This window comes from Flavobacterium arcticum, from assembly GCF_003344925.1.
Taxonomy (GTDB): Bacteria; Bacteroidota; Bacteroidia; order Flavobacteriales; family Flavobacteriaceae; genus Flavobacterium; species Flavobacterium arcticum.
The window spans coordinates 743,862-764,183 of the sequence record NZ_CP031188.1 but is presented as its reverse complement, the minus strand read 5'-3'; the positions used below and the strand labels follow the sequence as shown (position 1 = coordinate 764,183).

The window sequence follows — 20,322 nt, the reverse complement described above, 5'->3', positions numbered from 1 at the left end:
ATAATATTATTTTATGATATAAGATCCCTTTTCTGCAGTAGCATGAAAAGGGATTTTCTTTTTCCTACAGGTAGCTTTCCATCGAGTAATGTAGCTTTTATAGTTAGTAGCATCAGCAATTATTACCTTTGGACTAATTGTATCTAGTAGTCGTTCTAAATTTATTTTAGGAGATTTTGCTAACACTAGAATATCAGGTTGTATTGCTCTGTTATATATACCTAAGCTATCAATAACCAATATTTTATGCTCCATATAATAAAGTGTATTTTGTAACGGGAGTATAGTTATACTATCTGTAAAGCTACCTTTGGCATATGCTTTTATATTACGATTTTCTAATGCCATGCCATCATTAGTATAAAAGGTTATACTATTATGTTGTTTATGTGCAGCAAGACTATTGTTGTAGTTGTTGAATATTACAAAGGCTTCATTGTTGTCTGCTTGCCATTTTGTGGTTGTATATATAATTTGAAACACGACCACCGCACATAGCAAAGCGATCATTCGCTTATACTCTTTCTTAAACCCCCATAATACTCCAAATGCAATAATAGTATAGAATGATATAGTGAGTAGCAGAGTAAAGGGAATGTCTTTTATAACGAAGTTTTTAAATGAGGCTATACAGTTTATAAAACTATTCATAAACTCAACTAGTAGACTTAAAAATTTCCCCACAAGTAAAGCAAGATCACTATAAATGAAGTTTAAAGCTAGCACTATGATACCCAGTATTAATGCAATTGTAACTAACGGAATTGCCACAATATTGGCTATAGGGAAAAGTATAGGGAATTGGCTAAAATAATACAAGCTAAGCGGAAGTACACCTAACTGTGCTACTAAAGAAATTACTACGATATCAATAAAATAGTTAACAGCTTTATATCTTGATACTTTTATCTTTCGATATAAGGGTTGCATCCAAACTATGGCAAATACGGCTGCATAACTAAGCTGAAAACCAACATCGAATAAAAATGCTGGCTTTACCAATAAGAGTACTAACATAGATACTGCAATAGAGTTGAATATATTAGCATTGCGATTGAAATAGAGCCCTATGCTCACAAAACTAAACATAACTACGGCTCGTACTATTGATGCTGATAGCCCAGCAATAATGGCAAAAATCCAAAGAAAAGTAAGTGTGATTAATAACTGTAATAATCTTCCTCTTTTACTAAAATGATTTAGCGGTTTAAGTAGTAAACGGAGTATGTAAAACAATATCCCTATATGAAGCCCAGATATGGCGAGTATATGAATAACCCCAGCATCGATATAATCTTGGTTAATATCCTTATCCATATCTTGTCGTTGCCCCAGTAATAATGCTTTTATTACATTCATAACTTGCGGACTATAATTGTGTTTCTCAAAACTATTGATGAGTATATTACGGAAATACTCGGTGTAATAATCAAAGTTTTTTATCTGTCCTACTTCTATATAATTGTTTTTTAGCTTTATCTGATGGAAAACATTTTGCTTTTCCATATAGGCAGCATAGTCAAACTGGTGTGGGTTGCCTATTTTAGTAACAAGTTTTGGTGTTTCATATATAATGATAATATCGCCAGCATTTAACGAGTGACTATAATCATTTTTAGGTACGGTTACTAAAAGCTTACCAGTGGCGTGTTGCTTGTTTATAGACTGTATTTTGAAATAGTACTTTTCGTTAAAGTCATTTGGTTTAATTCTCTCAGAGATATACCCTTTAATTAAAGGTGTTTCTTTATTAGTGAGTAAATGTGTGTAGTGTGTTGCATGGTTAGGAGGATAATGTAATGAAAAAACCAACATACCAATAATGAAAGCTAAAAAGCCTGTGCTTATAGTAAAGTAAGGTTTTGGGAGTAACGTTTTAAACGAAAACCAATAAGTTGTTATAAAAATAATAAATGCTACTATCGTATAAATGTATAGAACATTTGATGTACTATTGATATAAGAACCTGTAGCTATGCCTGCTGCTAGTAGTAAAATAATGGGTACAACAGGGTATTTCAATACCTTCATGAGTGCTGTGATATTGAAATTTAATTAACCATATAATTTAAATTAATCTTCGATAACTCTGTTAGCTTGTACAAAGCTTTTTTCGTAATATGACTCGCTTAATGATGAAACCGTTACACCCAATTGTAGTGTGGCATGAATAAATTTTATATCACCATCTTCAGTTACTTCAGTTACTAGCCCCACATGATTTATGCGTTTCCTGCGTGGGTTATTATCAAAAAAGAGTAAGTCACCTTTTTTAACCTCTTCAAGTTTTATCTCTCTTCCTGCTTTTGCCATTTCTCGTGAGCTCCTAGGTAAAGAAATATTAAAAAGATTGAATGTAGTATATACCATACCGCTACAATCCATACCCATTTTTGTAGTGCCTCCTGTTTTATAACGAACTCCTTCAAACTCCATTACATTATTTACTACCTGTTGTGCAATATAACTCTCGTCAGGTGCAGGTATAAAATCAGGATCAGGTCTTGTGCTTTCTATTAACCTCTTTCGTTTTTTCTTCTCTTCTGTTGTTGTCTTTTCTATTGGTTTTACTGCCGATAAGCCAACGGAGTTTTCTGTAGTTTCAGTATTATTATCTTCTTCGGTATAAGAATAAATGCCATTTTCTATAGCCTCCTTTTTTGAGGTAATAATTTGTGCTGACGATTCCCATGAAACCATTAACAGCAAGAGATATATAGGCAGTATTTTTTTCAAAATGATACTTTTCCGTTTAACATTGATAATTACAAATATAGAAATTTTTTGAAGTGAATATAAAACGCTATTTTAAATGTTCTATTATAAGTCGTGCTGTGTTTTCACTAGCACCCACACCTCCTAGTTTTTCTTCCAGAACATCATATTCCTTAAGTAGTTTTTCACGATGATCAGGATTAAGTATTTTCTGTAATTCAGCTTTAAGGCTTTTTTTATTGAAGTCGCCTTGTATCAACTCTTTTACAACTTCTTTGTCCATTATAAGGTTTACAAGCGATATATACTTTAGCGTAATAATACGTTTTGCTATTTGGTAAGATATCCAATTGCCTTTATAACACACTACCTCTGGTACTTTAAAGAGTGCTGTTTCTAGTGTAGCTGTGCCCGATGTTACCAATGCTGCATGAGAAATACTTAATAAATCATACGTTTTATTGCTTACAAAATGAATACTACGTTTATTTAAAAACTGCTCGTAAAAAGAATATTCTTGACTAGGGGCGCCAGCAATTACAAACTGGTAATTAGGGAAATCATCTACTACAGATAGCATTACCGACAGCATTTTGGCTATTTCTTGTTTACGACTACCAGGGAGTAGTGCTATCACGGGTTTATCGTCTAGGTTGTTTTCTTTACGAAAAGCCTCTTTATCTGTTATAGGTCTATTTTGTATAGCATCTATAAGGGGATGCCCTACAAACTCAACGGGGTACTGGTGTTTTACTTCATAAAACTCTTTCTCGAAAGGTAGTATAATATACATTTTGTCAACATCACGCTTTATGGCTTTTATGCGATTTTCTTTCCAAGCCCATATTTGTGGCGATATGTAGTAATGAGTTTTATATCCTTTAGTGCGTGCCCATTTGGCAATTCGCATATTAAAACCAGGGTAATCTATAAAAATAATAACATCGGGGTTAAAGGTTGTTATGTCTTCTTTACAGATTTTTATATTATTTAATATTGTTTTTAAGTTTTGTATCACTTCGGCAAAACCCATAAAAGCAAGATCTCGATAGTGTTTTACAAGTGTACCCCCTGCTTGTTGCATAAGGTCGCCACCCCAAAATCGTATTTCGGCTTGGGTATCTTGTTTGTATAATTCTTTCATGAGGTTTGCCCCGTGCAAGTCGCCCGATGCTTCGCCTGCAATAATATAATATTTCATGGCTTTAATTTATACCTCAAAAATAGCATTTATTTTATTTGCAATAGGCATAAACAAAAAGAGCCTGTGCAACGCACAGGCTCTTTTTTTATTTTTAATAAATTACTGTTGTGTAAAAACAAGAGTTGCACCTACAAAAGAGTATAATAAATCATTACCACCATCATCATTACCAATTGGTAAATCAGAAAGTTGAGGCACAGTTACAGTTAATGTATTGCCAGATATTGTAAAATCTAGTGTTTCAGTAGTACCATCTTCATATTCAAAAGTTAAAGAAGTAGTGTTTCCTGAAACAGTGTAAAGTGTTTCTTGAGCAGTAGAACCAAGACATTCTACCGTAATATCATATTCATCTGTGTCCTCAATTGGTTCTATTTCAACATCAATTTCTTCAAAGTTAACTGTGGCAGTATCATCATTATTAAATGTTATAGTAGAATTGCCAAAACACCCTGATTCAGCAATCATATCTGTCGATGCGATATCATCACCATTAATATCAAGTTGTTGATTTAGTTCAAAAGAAGTAAGTATCCATGTTCCTTCTACAGATGTTGTTAATTCAGCAGTATCATCGTCAGAGCATGAAAAGCTCAATAATGCTATAGCTGCAATTGCAATAAATTTTTTCATAGCTTATTTTTTTATATTTACACAAATATAACTTATAAAGTGTAGGTTTACAAATGTTTAGTAAGTGTTTGCTTATGTGTTGTTTAACTTCCAGTTGTTTAATTGCTGAATAGCGTGGTAAGCTGTCAGGTCAAACTGGACGGGTACAATAGATACATAACCATGTGCTAGTGCCCATTCGTCAGTATCTTCACCATTATCTTTATTTATAAACTCACCTGTGAGCCAATAGTAGTCTTTACCTTGTGGGTTAGTACGTTTATCAAACCGTTCTTCCCATACCGCTTTAGCCTGTCGGCATATTTTTATACCTTTTATTTCGCTTTCTTTTAGCTTAGGGAAGTTTACATTGAGTATTACACCTTCGGGCAATCCGTTTTTAAGCACTTCAAGAGCAATTTTTTTAATGAATGTTTTTGTAGGTTCAAAATCAGCATTCCAGTCATAATCTGATAATGAGAATCCAATAGCAGGAATACCTTCCATACCTGCCTCTACAGCAGCACTCATAGTACCTGAGTATATAACATTAATAGATGAATTAGAACCATGATTAATACCCGATACACATAAATCGGGTTTGCATTTTAGTATTTCATGTACGGCAACTTTTACACTATCTACAGGCGTGCCAGAGCAGCTATACTCTTGCTCTATATCGCCGTCCATTGTTACCTTATTTATAAAAAGCGTATTGTTTATAGTGATAGAGTGTCCCGTTGCCGATTGTGGGCTGTCGGGTGCTACTACGACTACTTCGCCTATTTGTTTCATTACAGCAATAAGTGCCCTGATACCAGGGGCTGATATACCATCGTCGTTAGTGACCAGTATAAGTGGTTTTTTTTTCATTGTATAGCAATTTCAAAATAAGAGTTGTACTTTTACGTTTGCTAAAATACGTAAATTTATGGGGTGGCCATTGTTTTAAATGTTGACTGATTTTTGGATTAATGGATTTTTGGCACAGTTTTTTATATAAATTTAGTCTAATGAATGCTATTTTACGCTATATGAAAAGAAATTATAAAATATTAATGATTGTTACTGTACTTGCAGTAGCACTATGGAGTTTTATACCTAAACAATTACAGGTATCTGACCCAGAAAAAGACAGGTTATTAGTAGAGTTAATAACCTTTGTAATAGAAAAAGGGCATTATGAGCCTGCCGATATTAACGATGAGTTTTCAAAAGGTGTTTATAAAAGCTACCTTGAGAGTATAGACCCTTCAAAACGTTTCTTTATTCAGGCAGACATCGATGAGTTTTCAAAATATGAAACGCAGCTCGATGATATGATTTTGAATAAAGATCTTACCTTTTTTGACCTTACTCACAAAAGATTACTAAAAAGAATAAATGAAGCCGAAGGGTTTTATAAAGAAATACTAGCACAGCCTTTCAACTTTAAAGTTGATGAAGAGTTTAATGTAGATTATGAAAATCAGCCCTATCCTGCAAATGATAATGCACTAAGAGAACGTTGGGAAAAGCAACTAAAACTATCGGTGCTTTCTACTGTTACTGATAAACAAAAGCTACAAGATACTCCTCTAAAAGACAAGAATAAAGATAAGGCAGATGAAAAAAAGGAATCTGCGGATAAGAAAACCGATGATGTTAAAAAGACATTTACTGAGCTTGAAAAAGAAGCAAGAGAGTCAACATTAAAATCATTAGATGATTATTTTGATTTTATAGACGACTTAGAGCGTGAAGAATGGTTTAATGTATTTCTTAATGCTATTGCTGAACGTTTTGATCCGCATACTTATTACTTTGCACCTAAGGATAAAGAAAAATTTGATACTAGCATGAGAGGTTCTCTAGAGGGTATTGGTGCAAGACTACAAAAGAAAAGTGACTATGTAGAGATATCAGAATTGATACCTGGCGGACCAGCATGGAGAGGTAAAGAGCTTGAGCAAGGAGACTTGATTATGAAAGTGGCACAAGGTAGTGATGACCCTGTAGATATTGCAGGAATGCGCCTTGATGATGTTGTAGAAAAAATAAAAGGACCAAAAGGTACAGAAGTGCGCCTTACCGTTAAAAAAGTAGATGGCACGCTAGATGTAATTGCTATTGTACGTGAAGTGGTAGAAATAGAAGAAACCTATGCAAAATCGAGTATTGTAAAAAAAGATGGTAAGTTATACGGAATTATCAATCTACCTAAATTTTATATTGACTTCGAAAATACAGATAGCCGTGACGCTGCTAAAGATGTTGCCCTTGAGGTAAAAAGGCTAAAAGCAGAAGGTGTAGAAGGTATAATTATGGATTTAAGGAATAACGGCGGTGGTTCGCTTAGAACCGTTGTAGATATTACTGGATTATTTATAGATAAAGGACCTGTGGTACAAGTACGTTCTCGTTCAGACGATGGTAGACCAAGCGGTAAAGTAGAAGTATTGAGTGATAATGACCCTAAAGTACAATGGGATGGACCGCTTGTAGTGTTAGTAAATAATTTCTCGGCATCAGCCTCAGAGATATTTGCAGCAGCAATACAGGATTATAACAGAGGTGTTATAATGGGGAGTCGCCATACATATGGTAAAGGAACAGTACAAAACCTTATAGATCTTAACCAATTTGTGCGTAGTAACTCTATGGGCGATCTTGGTGCGCTTAAAACTACTACACAAAAATTTTATAGAATAGATGGTGGCTCTACACAACGTGAAGGTGTATATAGTGATATTATAATGCCAGATAGATATTCGTACATTGATATGGGCGAGCGTGATATAGATAATGCTATGCCTTGGGATAAAATAGCTCCTGCAAAATATGACACGGCTAAAAATAATTTTGCATCAGTAGTAGCAAATAGTAAAAAAAGAATGGAGTTAAATCCACAATTTAAGCTGGTAGACGAAAATGCGAAATGGATTAATGAACAAAAAGATGATAATACCTATAACTTAGAAATTGATAAGTTTAAGGCAGAGCTTACTAAAAAAGAAGCTGCAACCAAGAAGTTTAAAGTGCTTAATGATTATAAGAACAATCTTAAATTTGAAGCACTACCACACGATAAAAAAATATTTGAGAAAGACCCATCATTTGCAGAGAAAAAAGAAAGATGGTATGAAAGCCTTTCTAAAGATATATATGTAGAAGAGGCACTTAATGTACTAGAAGATATGCAAACAAAATCTTCGGGTAAAAGTGCTGTGGTAACTAAAAAGGAAAAAGTAGTTAAAACAAAATAATTGAATGGATAAATCCAATCAATCGCTTACAGGCTTAGCGCTCCAAAAATTCAAGAAGAATTTTTGGGGCGTTTTAAGTTTTTGGTTTATCGTCCTGTTGTTGTTTGTGGCATTATTTGCCTATGTGCTAGCTCCCGATAAAACTAAGAATGCTAACTGGGGCGATCTTTCTCTTAGTTCTAAACCGCCAGGTTTTGAAGTGACAATGCTCAAATTGCCTTCTCATGTACTTGTACAAACAAGTTGGGCAGACTGGTTTTTAGGTAAAACATATACAGCGCCCAAAGTCCCTATTTTAGATTATAAAGTACAAGGCGATAGCCTTACGTATACTGAGTATGCTGAAGATGTTTCGATGGCTGTGGGTAAAAGTATAGCACTATCAGCTTATGGTAAAAGTATTACTACAAACACAATTAAGCAAGATTATATAAGTCAACAAAAATTCATTTTAGGCACAGATAGTCAAGGGCGTGATTTACTCAGCAGGCTTATTGTCGGTTCAAGAGTATCTATAGCCATAGGGTTTGTAGCCGTGTTTATATCGCTTATAGTTGGGATATTTTTTGGTGCTATAGCTGGTTATTTTGGTGGTAAAGTAGATGCTTTCGTCATGTGGCTGGTAAATATTATTTGGTCGATACCCACGTTATTACTTGTTATTGCTATTACGCTTGCATTGGGTAAAGGTTTTTGGCAAGTGTTTGTAGCGGTAGGGCTTACCATGTGGGTTGAGGTAGCTCGTGTAGTGCGAGGGCAGGTTATGAGCCTAAAGCAAATGCAGTTTGTTACGGCAGCCCGTGCATTAGGTTATCGCGATAGTAGAATTATCTTCAAACATATATTACCCAATAGTATGGCTCCTGTTATTGTAATATCAGCAGCCAACTTTGCTTCGGCAATATTAGTAGAAAGTGGACTTAGTTTTTTAGGGCTTGGTGCGCAACCGCCTATACCTAGTTGGGGCGGTATGATAAAAGACCATTATAATTACATCATTTTAGGGAAACCTTATCTTGCTCTTGCACCGGGTATAGCTATGTTATTATTGGTACTTGCTTTTATGATGGTAGGTAATGCCTTGCGTGATGCGCTTGATGTAAAAGCAGAGTAAAAAATTATCTTATGAAATATTTGGTTTTACTTTTGATTTTTCCTTCACTTCTTTTTGCTCAAGATTATGATTGTCTAAAGGAATCAACTGTTGAAAATAATTTTTATATAAAAGGTAATAAATTATATAATGGATATGTATCAGGAGAAATTGATTTGTATATAGAGATAAAAGAACATTTAGATACTAATCCTAACAGTTTAGCTTTATTCATCTATACAGAAGATAAAGTGCCTTTAGTTGGAGCTACCTGTAATAATATTATTAGAGTAAAAAATGATAGACGACCAGATAAATCTTTCAAGCTAAAGAAACTTTTACCTGTTTCTGATAAGCAAGGGATAATGATTATACCACATGATATGTCTTTGGAATTAATATCAATAACTTACCCAAGTTTTAATGCAGAAGTTATAGATTATAAAAGGCTTATAGAGTGCGTTAAAAATAATTAACCTACTTACCACTCGTTAACCTTATTAGCATCCAGTTTTATAAAGATAAACAGCATTATAGTAAACGCGAATAAGCTCGACCCACCGTAAGAAAAGAAAGGTAATGGTACCCCGATAGTAGGGAAGAGGTTAATAAGCATGGCTATATTAACAAAAAAGTGCATGAATAATATTGCTACTATACAGTATCCATACGTTCGACTAAAAACTGATTTTTGACGTTCGGCAACATAAAGAATACGCAGTAACAATGTAATGAAAAGTGCAATTACAGTTATTCCTCCTATAAACCCCCATTCTTCGCCTACGGTTGTAAAAATATAGTCGGTGTGCTGTTCTGGTACAAATTTCCCTTTCGTTTGTGTGCCTTCAAGGTAGCCTTTACCAGTCCACCCACCCGAACCAATAGCTATTAACGATTGGTTGAGGTTGTACCCTTCTGCTTGATTATTAACTTCTTTACCAAAAAGTACATTTATTCTGTCTTTTTGGTGTGGTTCTAATATGTTTTCATATACAAAATCTGTCGAGTAGGTAAATACAGCTATTGCCATAAATATCATAGTATATACTATAGGATTCCTTTTATTACGTCGCGTCATGAAAAAGGATGTCAGCATTATAATGACTACAAATAGCAGTACAAATTGCCATTTTATTAGCAACGATGTTATAAAAAGGGCTATAGCCAAAAAACCCGCTGCTATGTACCAACCGGGTAACCCTTCGCGGTATATGGCTATTATAAGTGCAGCAAAAATCATGGCGCTTCCTGCATCGGGTTGCATCATGATGAGTCCTACGGGTAGTAATATAATACCAAAAGCAATAAACTGGTGATTAATGTTTTTAAGACTTATTTGTGTGTCGCTTAAAAATTTTGCTACCATAAGCGAAGTCGCTATTTTAGCAAATTCTGAAGGTTGTAAACCAAAACCACCAAAAGAGTACCAGTTGGTTTGACCTTTAATGGTTTTACCAAACACAAACAAACCTGCTAGTAATAGTATGGATAGCCCATAGAAAATAAAGGCATATTTTTCGTAGATTTTAGCATCAAGTGTTAGTATAACAAAAATAAGAGGTATGCTTATTAGTATAAAAAATAGTTGCTTACCATATATTTGGTTCAAGTCCAGTATAGAGGTAGTTTCGTTAGGTAATGATGCCGAATAAATAGTCATCCACCCAAGCCCAACGAGTAGCATATACAGCAGGACAATAAGCCAGTCTATGTTATTGCTTACACTTTGATTCTTCATCTATTTATTAATACTGAATGGTTTTCCGCTTATTACCTTAGCATATTCTTCTTTAAGTCCTTTGGTTAGCATTTTTACTTCAAGATCCTTACGGCTTACAGTACCTTTTAGGTACTTCTCTATCATTAATGTTGCTATAGGTCCTGCCCATCGTGACCCCCAATAACCATTTTCTACAAAAACAGCAATAGCAATCTTAGGGTCATCTTTTGGTGCAAAGGCTACAAATATAGAGTGGTCTGTAAGCTGCGTTTGTACACCGTTTATTTTTGTAAAGTTTTCGGCAGTACCTGTTTTACCACAAATTTCTATATCCTTAACGCGTAATGAGCTTGCAGTACCTAGGTTAAACACGTCATACAAGCCTTCTATGATAGGTTCAAAATATTCTTTGTCTATTGTAGTGTAATGCTTTGTGGTAAATTTTTCATCTATTTTACCTCCTTCAATTTCTTTTATGATATGAGGGGTGTAATAATATCCTTCGTTAGCTACGGTTGCCATCATGTTGGCAAGTTGTATAGGGGTCATTAAAACCTCTCCCTGACCTATAGAGTTTGATATTATTGTAGAGCTTCGCCAGCCACCATTGGGGTAATATCGCTGGTAGTATTTAGCATCTGGTATGAGTCCTTTTCTTCCAGGAGGTAAATCATACCCCAAGAAGTTGCCTAGACCAAAACTCTTTAGGTGGTTGCTCCACGCGTTAACTCCTGATTCTGACTTTGGGTACTTGTCTATCGTTAGCTTAAAAGTATTGGCAAAATAGGTATTACACGATTTGTATATTCCTTCGTTTAACCTGTTAGTGCCAGAGTCGTGACATTTCATAAAAGCACCACGTCCATAACTAAAACCGTGACGACAAGTAAAGCCTGTGTTTTCGTCTATAACCTCTTCTTGTAAGCCTATAAGCCCAGTAAGTATTTTAAATGGTGACCCTGGAGGATATTCTGCTAGCAATCCCCTGTCATAAAGCGGGATACCTAGTGTGTCTTTTTCTAATAGTCTGTAATTATTAGAGCGATCCCTACCCACCAGCAATGCAGGGTCATAGGTTGGTGCTGTGACTAAAGCTAGTATTTCACCTGTTTTAGGCTCAAGTGCTACAATACCACCTCGTTTTTCAAACATTAATGATTCGCCATATTTTTGTAATTCACTATCTAATGTTAGTGTAATATCTTTTCCTTGTATGGCAATGGTATCATAAATACCTCCTTTAAAAGGACCTATTTCACGATTAAAACGGTCTTTTTGGATGTATTTTACTCCTTTTATACCCCGAAGTACATCTTCATATACTTGCTCTACGCCCTGTCGCCCAATAAGGTCGCCACTTTTATAGTATGTGTTTTTCTTTATAGTAGCTTCTCCTACTTGACCAATGTAGCCAAAAACGTTGGCTGCTGCATGAATTTGATAATCGCGCAGTGAACGTTTTATAATATCAAAACCTTTAAAACGACGTATTTTTTCTTGAAAAGCAGCAAATTCTTTTTTATTGAGTTGCGAAAGAAATACAGATGGAAGTCTTGGGCTATATATTCTGGCTTTATTAAGACGCTCTATATAATATTCTTTGGTAACATTAAGTAACCTGCAAACCTCCATAGTGTCAATTTCCTTGCTCATTTCTATGGGGGTTACCATAATGTCATAAGAGGGTTGATTGGCAACCATCAGCGTGCCATTACGATCGTATATATAACCTCTTTCAGGATATTCATATTTTGCTTTATATGCATTATTATCACTTTTTTTTACCCAAGAATCATCTAATATCTGCAAGTAATATAGTTTTGTTGATATCAATAGAGCTCCAACAATGATAAGCGCGGGAAGTAGAATCTTTCTCATTGTTTACTGGGTTTAGTTATATAGATTATAATTATACAAAGTATAAGTGTAAATATTGCAGAAAATACTGAGCGCAATAAAATATCAAGCATTAAACTGAATCTAAATATTTCTAAAAGGTATAAAATTAGATGGTGTATTACAACCGAAATAAGTATAAATGAAAATCTTTCGGATGAAAGACGATCATTTATTTTTACGGTTTGGTATTGATAACTTACCCCAAAAGAGAATTTAAATATGGTAGGGCGCATATAGGCAAGCACAAGACTTGCTGCTGCATGGGCACCCCCTGAATTTAAAAATGTGTCTATACTCAGCCCCATTAAAAACGCCAAAATAAGCAGTAATGCTTTGTTGCCATCTACAGGGTAAAGTAATATAAATAAAATATAAGGGAAAGCGTTTATAAAGCCAAAAAGCTCTATACGGTTAAAAATAAGTACTTGTAGTGCAAGTAAAATAATAAAACGGATGCTATTTGTTATTATACTATTATTCATTTTTAGTTGCCGCTTCCAGTTGTATTATCTCTTCTCTGTCTTTGTTTTCTATAACATATACATGTCCTAGGCTTGTCATGTCATTAAATAGCCTTACGTCAAGTGTATAATAATTAGTTTCGTTATCTATATATACTTTATCTATAGTACCTATAGGTATGTTTTCAGGAAATATATCCGATCTTCCACCTGTTACAATAGTATCTCCTTTATCTACTTTAGCTAATCGAGGTACATCAGTTAGTTGCGTGTAGCCTGCATTTTTGCCATTCCATACCAAGAAGCCATAATGACCATTCTTTTTTATTTTTGCAGCTAGTTTAAATTTTAAGTTTAGTACACTTATTAAAGTAGCATAACCAGGCGATACGTTTTCTACTATACCTACTACACCAAGGTCGCTAACAACTCCCATATCGGGTTTTATACCATCTTTTGCTCCGCTATTTATAGTAAGGTAGTTTTTGTGTCTATTGTATGAATTGGATATTATTTTAGACTGTATTACGTTAAAACTGCCTACTGCGTTAGGGATTGTTACAGTCGCTAAGTCAAGAGTGTCCTTAGTATTAAAAAGTAATTTTTTTAATCGGGCATTTTCATCGGCAAGCTTTTCATTTTCGGTCTTAAGGTGCAAATACTCTTCTACATTATTTACTTGTCCATACACATAACCGCTTACAGCATTTGCCGATGATATTGTCATACTCTTATGGTATGCGTGCGACTGTATGGTAAGTGTTAACGAGATACCTAAAAGCAGCAAAAACAGTAGTAGAATACTGTTTTTAAATATAAAATTTAATATTTGCTGCATTTCTTATTTCTTTATTTTATGAGTATACTTCTAAATTTTTGAATGTTTTTAAGTGCCATTCCTGTTCCTCTTACTACTGCCCTCAATGGGTCTTCGGCAATATAAACAGGTAAATCAGTTTTTTGAGATATCCTTTTATCAAGTCCTCTAAGCATCGAGCCACCTCCTGCGAGGTATATACCAGTATTGTATATATCTGCTGCAAGTTCTGGCGGTGTTTGCGATAGCGTTTCCATTACAGCATCTTCTATACGTTGTATAGATTTGTCTAATGCTTTTGCAATTTCTCTATAAGAAACATCTACTTGCTTTGGCTTACCTGTAAGTAAGTCACGTCCTTGTACCGACATTTCTTCTGGCGGCGACTCTAGGTCTTCTAGTGCAGCACCTATCTGTATCTTTATTTTCTCGGCAGTACTTTCTCCTACAAAAAGGTTATGCTGCGTTCTCATATAATATACAATATCATTAGTGAAAACATCTCCCGCAATTTTTACCGATTTATCACATACAATACCTCCAAGTGCAATAACTGCAATCTCGGTAGTACCACCACCTATATCTACAATCATATTACCTTTTGGTTGCATAATATCTACCCCAATACCTATTGCTGCTGCCATAGGCTCATGAATAAGATATACTTCTTTGCCGTTTACTCTTTCTGCCGATTCTTTTACTGCACGCATTTCTACTTCGGTAATACCCGATGGGATACAGATAACCATGCGAAGCGCTGGTTTAAAAAGTTTCTTTTTTAAGGCAGGGATACTTTTAATAAACAAACTTATCATCTGTTCAGAAGCATCAAAGTCGGCAATAACCCCGTCTTTAAGCGGACGTATGGTTTTTATGTTTTCATGCGTTTTACCCTGCATCATACTTGCCTCTTTACCTACAGCAATTATTTTTCCCGATACTCGGTCGCGTGCTACAATAGAGGGGCTGTCTATAACAACCTTGTCGTTATGGATAATGAGGGTATTTGCGGTACCAAGGTCAATGGCAATATCCTCGGTCATGAAATCAAAAAATCCCATACTTTATTAATGTATTTAGGGTTCGTGTTTTATAAGTGTTCAGGCTTACAAAAGTACTAAAATTAATGTTTAAAATGTCTTGTTCCTGTAAATACCATTGCAACATTATTTTCGTTACAATAATTAATACTTAATTCATCTTTTATAGATCCTCCAGGCTGTATAACTGCGGTGATTCCTGCGTTTTTTGCCAATTCCACACAGTCTGGAAATGGAAAAAAAGCATCACTTGCCATAACAGCTCCGTTTAGGTCAAATTTAAAAGATACAGCTTTATCAATAGCTTGTCTTAATGCATCTACACGAGAGGTTTGTCCTGTGCCCGATGCAAAAAGTTGTTTGTTTTTTGCAAATACAATAGTGTTTGACTTAGTGTGCTTGCATATTTTAGATGCAAAAATAAGATCTTCAATCTCTTGCGCTGTAGGCGATGTTATCGTAACGGTTTTAAGTTGTTCTTTAGTATCTGTAATGTTGTCTTTATCTTGTACTAACAATCCGTTTAAACAGGTTCGTACTTGCTTAGTAGGTAGTGCTACATCATGTTGTACTAATAATATTCTATTTTTCTTTCCTTGTAATACTGCTTTCGCATCATCGTCATAATCAGGAGCTATAACCACTTCGCAGAAAAGGTTATGAATTTCTTCGGCAGTTGCTACGTCAATTTTAGTATTCGAAATTAATACACCACCAAAAGCTGATGTAGGATCGCCAGCAAGTGCATCAAGGTAAGCTTCTTTTATAGTAGCTCTTGTAGCTAGCCCGCAAGCGTTGTTATGTTTTAGTATGGCAAATGTAGGTGCATCATTTTTAAATTCCTGCATTAGGTTTACGGCCGCATCTACATCTAATAGGTTGTTGTAAGATAGCTCTTTTCCGTGTAACTTATCAAATATTTTGTCAAATTCGCCAAAGAAGAATCCTTTTTGGTGTGGGTTTTCGCCATAGCGCAATACCTGCCCGTCAGCAACACTTGCTTTGTAAAATGTGTCATCAGTATTAAAGTAATTGAATATAGCCGTGTCATAATGCGATGAGGTATGGAATGCTTTTGCAGCAAATAATTTACGCTCTTCTATTGTAGTAGCGCAATTATTTTTAGTAATTGTTTCTAAAAACAGACTATAATCGTTTACTGATGCTACTATTATGGTGTCTTTAAAATTCTTTGCAGCAGCGCGTATAAGTGAAATACCGCCAATGTCTATTTTCTCAATAATATCAGCTTCAGCTGCGCCCGAAGCTACTGTTTTTTCAAAAGGATATAAATCTACAATAACCAAATCTATCTGCGGGATGTTATATTCTTGCATCTGCTGTACATCTTGCTCATTGTCTTGACGGTTAAGAATACCACCAAAAACTTTTGGGTGTAATGTTTTTACACGCCCACCAAGTATTGAAGGGTAAGAGGTTACGTCTTCTACTGCTACAACAGGGATTCCTAAATCTTTAATAAAAGATTCTGTGCCACCTGTAGAGTAAATAGTTACATTATTTTCATGTAATTTGCGTACTATAGGTTCTAGTCCCTCTTTGCTAAATACAGATATAAGTGCTGATGAAATGGTTTTTTGTGTGCTCATTTTATGTAGTTGTGTTTAAAGATGCAAAAGTAGTTAATGCAGGCTTAACATTCAAAGAGATAACATGCATTATTTTAACCTTTTTTATTTTATTATTTGATGTTTTAGGTTTTTGCGAAAAAAATATGGAATTTTACACAAGACAAATAAATTGCTATGCTTTTATACCTACGTTTACTTAGAGAGAGTCTTGCATTTGCAATGAGTGCATTAATAAATAACAAACTCCGAACGTTACTTTCGCTATTGGGGGTTACTATTGGTATATTCTCTATTATAGCCGTGCTTGCTGCAGTAGATTCTTTAGATAAAAAAATTAAAAAAGATTTAAGTAAGGTAGATGAGAATACTATGTACCTGAAACGTTTTTCTTTTGGACCATCAGAAGTTCCGCGTTGGAAACGTGAGCAGTTTCCTGATGTGACTTATGACGAATACCAATACCTTAAAGATGCTGTGCCATTGGCAGAGTATATGGCTTTCCAGATATTTACCAAGAATGAGATGGTAAAGTATGAAGATAATTCGGTTAGTGGTATTAATATGGTTCCTGCGTCTTATGAGTTTGCTGATATTCAGAGTTTGAATATAGCAGATGGACGTTTTTATAATGAGGCCGAATCAAATTCGGGTAAAGCTGTAGCAGTAATAGGGAGAGAGGTTGCAGAGAACTTATTTGGAACACAAAATCCTATTGATAAAAAGATACGTATTTACGGTCAGCGTTTTACCGTTATTGGGGTTATAGAGAAACAAGGTGAAAGTACTTTTGGACCAAGTAATGATATTACAATTATTATCCCTGCTAATTTTATACGTAGAATGTATGGCGATAATAATAGCTTTATGACACCTGTTATTGTTATTAAACCAATGCCAGATGCCGACCCTGATGCGGTTAAGGCAGATATTACCCAGAAACTACGTTCATATAGAGGAATAAAAGCAGGCGATATAAGCAACTTTATGATTGATATACTTGCTGGTTTTACCGATATGATTGATGATATCATTGGTAAGATGAATATGATAGGCTGGATTATTAGCGGATTCTCTCTATTGGTAGGGGGCTTTGGTATTGCTAATATTATGTTTGTATCAGTAAAGGAGCGTACCAATCTTATTGGTATTCAAAAAGCACTGGGTGCTAAAAACCGTTTTATATTATTTCAGTTTTTATTCGAAGCCGTTATACTTTCTTTAATAGGGGGTATAGTAGGTATGCTTATGGTGTGGGGTATTGCTGAGGTGCTTACTAATGCACTTGATTTTGAGTTTATACTTAGTTTTGCTAATGTAATGATAGGTACAGGGTTGGCAACTTTTATAGGACTGATTTCTGGTATACTACCTGCTATCGCAGCATCTAAACTAGATCCTGTTGAGGCGATTAGAACGGGTATGTAATTCTTTCAATCGTTTAAATTTTTATGAAGCTACTCTATCTTTACTGTATATCATTTGTTTTATTATCGTGTGCTAGTAAAAAGAATACCGATGGTGATTACTTTCAAGTTTTTGATAAAAAGAGGTATGATAATTATACGTTGTATTATGGAGAAAAAGATAATGATACTTTAGTATTTATTGGAGAAAAAGATTTCATAAAAAAATGTAGAATATCTTTTAAAATGATTGATAAGAAACTTTTAAATAATAGCGTTTCAAGTCTTGAAACTACTAATTACAGCATAGCTTTCTATTATTTAATTTGGGATGTAAATCACCAGTTTTTAGTTTCTGTTGGAAGTGAAAGTCCTGGTCACAAAAATAATACTTATATAGGAACATATTATAATTATCCTTATTATATAGATGATTGTCAGGCTTTAAAATAATAAAAAATCCCGCCACTGGCGGGATTTTTGTTTTTATCGAACTGCTTGATTTTGTATCAAGTCGATGTAAAGGTTTATTTTATCTTTTAGTTCTTTTCTTGGCGTAATAAAATCAAGGAAGCCATGTTCCATTACAAACTCAGCAGTTTGGAAACCTTCTGGTAATTCTTTACCTGTAGTATCTTTTACGATACGAGGTCCTGCAAACCCAATAAGCGCACCAGGCTCTGATATGTTAATGTCACCTAGCATAGCATATGATGCTGTTGTGCCACCCGTAGTAGGATCTGTAGATAATGATATGTATGGTAAACCAGCATCAGCAAGTTGTGATAGCTTTGCAGATGTTTTAGCAAGTTGCATTAACGATATTGCTGCTTCCATCATTCTTGCACCACCAGATTTTGAAATCATCACAAATGGTAATTTGTTTTTGATAGCATGATCTATACCACGAACAATCTTTTCTCCTACTACAGCTCCCATAGATCCGCCAATGAATGCAAAATCCATACAGCATACTACAAGATCTTTTCCTTTAGATTTTCCTACAGCTGTTCGCACAGCATCTTTCAGCTTGGTTTTTTCAGTAGCTTCTTTTAGACGATCGCTATATTTCTTAGTGTCAACAAATTTTAAAGGGTCTTTTGATGTAATGTTAGCATCAAGTTCTGTAAACTCGTTATCATCAAAAAGTATAGCAAAATATTCTTTACTACCTATGCGTACATGGTAACCGTCTTCTGGGCTTACATAAAAATTTCTTTCTAGCTCCTCAGCATCTATAATTTTACCTGTAGGCGACTTGTACCATAATCCTTTAGGTACATCTTTCTTGTCTTCGGTTGGTGTCTGTATTCCTTTTTCCGTTCTCTTAAACCAAGCCATATTTATTCAATTTAATTAATAGCTGCTGGTTTATCGAGGGGTTGCCTAAATAAACCAACAGCCTCTAACTTATAGTGTGTTTACGTTATTTAGGTCTTCAAAAGCCTTTTCTAACCTTGTGTTGAAAGTAAGCTCGCCTTCACGAACCCATTTTCTTGGGTCATAATATTTTTTGTTTGGTACATCAGCACCTTCTGGGTTACCTATTTGTGTTTTTAAGTACTCTACTTTACTGCCCATGTAATCACGAACACCTTCGGTAAATGCATACTGTAGGTCAGTATCAATATTCATTTTGATAACGCCATATCCAATAGCCTCTCTTATTTCTTCAAGAGTAGAACCTGAACCACCATGGAAAACAAAATCTACAGGATTAGCTTCAGTATTGAATTTTTCCTGTACATACTCTTGCGAGTTTTTAAGAATTTTTGGTGTAAGTTTTACATTACCTGGTTTGTAAACTCCGTGTACATTACCAAAAGCAGCAGCAATAGTAATCTTGTCAGATATTTTGTTTAACTCTTCGTAAGCATAAGCTACTTCGTCAGGTTGTGTATATAGTTTAGAGCTATCAACATCAGTATTGTCAACACCATCTTCTTCACCACCAGTAATACCAAGCTCAATTTCTAGGGTCATGCCCATTTTGCTCATTCTGGTAAGGTATGTTTTACAAATTTCAATATTCTCTTCGATTGGCTCTTCAGAAAGGTCAATCATGTGCGAACTAAATAATGGTTTTCCATGCTCTTTATAGTGTGTTTCACTAGCATCAAGTAGTCCGTCTATCCAAGGCAAAAGTTTTTTTGCACAGTGGTCTGTATGTAAAATTACTGTAGCTCCGTAAGCTTCGGCAAGTGTGTGTATGTGTTTTGCTCCAGCAATAGCACCAAGTATAGCTGCTTTTTCTCCGTTGTTAGATAGTCCTTTACCAGCGTTAAATGCAGATCCTCCGTTAGAGAATTGTATGATAACAGGCGCATTAAGTTTTGCAGCTGTTTCCATTACACCGTTTATAGTACTAGATCCTGTAACGTTTATAGCTGGTAATGCAAAACCTTTCTCTTTAGCATATTTAAATATCTCTTGGACTTGGTCTCCGGTAGCTACACCGGGCTTGATGTTGTGAGCCATTATTTTTTGATTTAAGAATTAGATATACAAAAATAGTATTTTT

At 34.9% G+C, this 20,322-nt stretch carries 18 protein-coding genes; 5 read left to right on the top strand and 13 right to left on the bottom strand.

Annotated elements, in window-relative coordinates; genetic code table 11:
- Positions 1–6: 6 nt before the first annotated feature.
- From DVK85_RS03535 to surE, 5 genes are all read right to left on the bottom strand, one after another.
- Complete coding sequence (locus DVK85_RS03535) at positions 7–2,031, bottom strand: ComEC/Rec2 family competence protein (protein WP_114677113.1); 2,025 nt, start codon at positions 2,029–2,031, stop codon at positions 7–9.
- Positions 2,032–2,073: 42 nt separating this feature from the next.
- The gene (locus tag DVK85_RS03530) at positions 2,074–2,736 is read right to left on the bottom strand and encodes a C40 family peptidase (protein WP_240339564.1); all 663 of its coding nucleotides are present in this window, start codon (positions 2,734–2,736) and stop codon (positions 2,074–2,076) included.
- A 67-nt stretch (positions 2,737–2,803) separates the two neighbouring features.
- Complete coding sequence (gene lpxB / locus DVK85_RS03525) at positions 2,804–3,916, bottom strand: lipid-A-disaccharide synthase (protein ID WP_114677111.1); 1,113 nt, start codon at positions 3,914–3,916, stop codon at positions 2,804–2,806.
- A gap of 102 nt (positions 3,917–4,018) precedes the next feature.
- Positions 4,019–4,552: a lipocalin family protein gene (locus DVK85_RS03520; RefSeq protein ID WP_114677110.1), complete on the bottom strand. Its 534-nt coding sequence runs from the start codon at positions 4,550–4,552 to the stop codon at positions 4,019–4,021.
- A gap of 72 nt (positions 4,553–4,624) precedes the next feature.
- Complete coding sequence (gene surE / locus DVK85_RS03515; RefSeq protein WP_114677109.1) at positions 4,625–5,404, bottom strand: 5'/3'-nucleotidase SurE; 780 nt, start codon at positions 5,402–5,404, stop codon at positions 4,625–4,627.
- A gap of 140 nt (positions 5,405–5,544) precedes the next feature.
- Between surE and DVK85_RS03510 the strand changes: the two genes are divergently transcribed.
- From DVK85_RS03510 to DVK85_RS03500, 3 genes are read left to right on the top strand one after another with little or no spacing between them, the layout of a single operon-like run.
- The gene (locus DVK85_RS03510) at positions 5,545–7,776 is read left to right on the top strand and encodes a carboxy terminal-processing peptidase (RefSeq protein ID WP_114677108.1); all 2,232 of its coding nucleotides are present in this window, start codon (positions 5,545–5,547) and stop codon (positions 7,774–7,776) included.
- Between the two features lie 4 nt (positions 7,777–7,780).
- Positions 7,781–8,890, top strand: coding sequence for an ABC transporter permease (locus tag DVK85_RS03505; protein ID WP_114677107.1), 1,110 nt, complete (start codon positions 7,781–7,783; stop codon positions 8,888–8,890).
- Between the two features lie 11 nt (positions 8,891–8,901).
- Positions 8,902–9,345 carry a hypothetical protein gene (locus DVK85_RS03500; protein WP_127960549.1) on the top strand — a complete coding sequence of 148 codons (444 nt, stop codon included), beginning with the start codon at positions 8,902–8,904 and terminating at the stop codon, positions 9,343–9,345.
- A 5-nt stretch (positions 9,346–9,350) separates the two neighbouring features.
- On the opposite strand, the gene rodA is transcribed toward DVK85_RS03500, so the two are convergent.
- The 6 genes from rodA to purH all read right to left on the bottom strand — a co-directional run bounded on the left by rodA (position 9,351) and on the right by purH (position 16,416).
- Positions 9,351–10,607 carry a rod shape-determining protein RodA gene (gene rodA, locus DVK85_RS03495; RefSeq protein WP_114677105.1) on the bottom strand — a complete coding sequence of 419 codons (1,257 nt, stop codon included), beginning with the start codon at positions 10,605–10,607 and terminating at the stop codon, positions 9,351–9,353.
- Positions 10,608–12,467, bottom strand: a complete 1,860-nt coding sequence (gene mrdA, locus DVK85_RS03490; protein ID WP_114677104.1) for a penicillin-binding protein 2 — start codon at positions 12,465–12,467, stop codon at positions 10,608–10,610.
- Positions 12,464–12,970 (bottom strand): rod shape-determining protein MreD, encoded by a 507-nt coding sequence (locus tag DVK85_RS03485; RefSeq protein ID WP_114677103.1) that lies wholly within the window; start codon positions 12,968–12,970, stop codon positions 12,464–12,466. Before DVK85_RS03485 ends, mrdA begins: the two co-directional genes overlap by 4 nt.
- Positions 12,963–13,787: a rod shape-determining protein MreC gene (mreC, locus tag DVK85_RS03480; protein WP_114677102.1), complete on the bottom strand. Its 825-nt coding sequence runs from the start codon at positions 13,785–13,787 to the stop codon at positions 12,963–12,965. The genes DVK85_RS03485 and mreC overlap by 8 nt, the downstream gene beginning before the upstream one ends.
- Before the next feature lie 11 nt (positions 13,788–13,798).
- Positions 13,799–14,827, bottom strand: coding sequence for a rod shape-determining protein (locus DVK85_RS03475; protein WP_114677101.1), 1,029 nt, complete (start codon positions 14,825–14,827; stop codon positions 13,799–13,801).
- A 62-nt stretch (positions 14,828–14,889) separates the two neighbouring features.
- On the bottom strand, positions 14,890–16,416 hold the full coding sequence (purH, locus tag DVK85_RS03470; RefSeq protein ID WP_114677100.1) for a bifunctional phosphoribosylaminoimidazolecarboxamide formyltransferase/IMP cyclohydrolase: 1,527 nt from the start codon (positions 16,414–16,416) through the stop codon (positions 14,890–14,892).
- A gap of 156 nt (positions 16,417–16,572) precedes the next feature.
- Here purH and DVK85_RS03465 point away from each other — a divergent pair, with 156 nt between their 5' ends.
- Both DVK85_RS03465 and DVK85_RS03460 read left to right on the top strand, forming a co-directional pair.
- Positions 16,573–17,823 carry an ABC transporter permease gene (locus tag DVK85_RS03465; RefSeq protein WP_114677099.1) on the top strand — a complete coding sequence of 417 codons (1,251 nt, stop codon included), beginning with the start codon at positions 16,573–16,575 and terminating at the stop codon, positions 17,821–17,823.
- A 23-nt stretch (positions 17,824–17,846) separates the two neighbouring features.
- Entirely contained in the window at positions 17,847–18,254 is a 408-nt protein-coding gene (locus DVK85_RS03460) for a hypothetical protein (protein ID WP_114677098.1), read from the top strand.
- A gap of 33 nt (positions 18,255–18,287) precedes the next feature.
- Here the strand turns inward: DVK85_RS03460 and accD are convergent, their stop codons facing one another.
- Together accD and fbaA are read right to left on the bottom strand one after the other, a co-directional pair.
- Positions 18,288–19,142: an acetyl-CoA carboxylase, carboxyltransferase subunit beta gene (gene accD, locus DVK85_RS03455; RefSeq protein WP_114677097.1), complete on the bottom strand. Its 855-nt coding sequence runs from the start codon at positions 19,140–19,142 to the stop codon at positions 18,288–18,290.
- Positions 19,143–19,211: 69 nt separating this feature from the next.
- Positions 19,212–20,279, bottom strand: a complete 1,068-nt coding sequence (gene fbaA, locus DVK85_RS03450; RefSeq protein ID WP_114677096.1) for a class II fructose-bisphosphate aldolase — start codon at positions 20,277–20,279, stop codon at positions 19,212–19,214.
- Positions 20,280–20,322 lie beyond the last annotated feature (43 nt).

Excerpts from the sequence above, each read along its gene's own strand:
- DVK85_RS03500 (WP_127960549.1), top strand. The coding sequence starts at position 8,902 with ATGAAATATTTGGTTTTACTTTTGATTTTTCCTTCACTTCTTTTTGCT.
- DVK85_RS03505 (WP_114677107.1), top strand. The coding sequence starts at position 7,781 with ATGGATAAATCCAATCAATCGCTTACAGGCTTAGCGCTCCAAAAATTC.
- DVK85_RS03460 (WP_114677098.1), top strand. The coding sequence starts at position 17,847 with ATGAAGCTACTCTATCTTTACTGTATATCATTTGTTTTATTATCGTGT.
- rodA (WP_114677105.1), bottom strand. The coding sequence starts at position 10,607 with ATGAAGAATCAAAGTGTAAGCAATAACATAGACTGGCTTATTGTCCTG.
- DVK85_RS03510 (WP_114677108.1), top strand. The coding sequence starts at position 5,545 with ATGAATGCTATTTTACGCTATATGAAAAGAAATTATAAAATATTAATG.
- DVK85_RS03485 (WP_114677103.1), bottom strand. The coding sequence starts at position 12,970 with ATGAATAATAGTATAATAACAAATAGCATCCGTTTTATTATTTTACTT.
- mrdA (WP_114677104.1), bottom strand. The coding sequence starts at position 12,467 with ATGAGAAAGATTCTACTTCCCGCGCTTATCATTGTTGGAGCTCTATTG.
- purH (WP_114677100.1), bottom strand. The coding sequence starts at position 16,416 with ATGAGCACACAAAAAACCATTTCATCAGCACTTATATCTGTATTTAGC.
- mreC (WP_114677102.1), bottom strand. The coding sequence starts at position 13,787 with ATGCAGCAAATATTAAATTTTATATTTAAAAACAGTATTCTACTACTG.
- accD (WP_114677097.1), bottom strand. The coding sequence starts at position 19,142 with ATGGCTTGGTTTAAGAGAACGGAAAAAGGAATACAGACACCAACCGAA.
- DVK85_RS03535 (WP_114677113.1), bottom strand. The coding sequence starts at position 2,031 with ATGAAGGTATTGAAATACCCTGTTGTACCCATTATTTTACTACTAGCA.
- surE (WP_114677109.1), bottom strand. The coding sequence starts at position 5,404 with ATGAAAAAAAAACCACTTATACTGGTCACTAACGACGATGGTATATCA.
- lpxB (WP_114677111.1), bottom strand. The coding sequence starts at position 3,916 with ATGAAATATTATATTATTGCAGGCGAAGCATCGGGCGACTTGCACGGG.
- DVK85_RS03465 (WP_114677099.1), top strand. The coding sequence starts at position 16,573 with ATGCTTTTATACCTACGTTTACTTAGAGAGAGTCTTGCATTTGCAATG.
- fbaA (WP_114677096.1), bottom strand. The coding sequence starts at position 20,279 with ATGGCTCACAACATCAAGCCCGGTGTAGCTACCGGAGACCAAGTCCAA.
- DVK85_RS03475 (WP_114677101.1), bottom strand. The coding sequence starts at position 14,827 with ATGGGATTTTTTGATTTCATGACCGAGGATATTGCCATTGACCTTGGT.
- DVK85_RS03520 (WP_114677110.1), bottom strand. The coding sequence starts at position 4,552 with ATGAAAAAATTTATTGCAATTGCAGCTATAGCATTATTGAGCTTTTCA.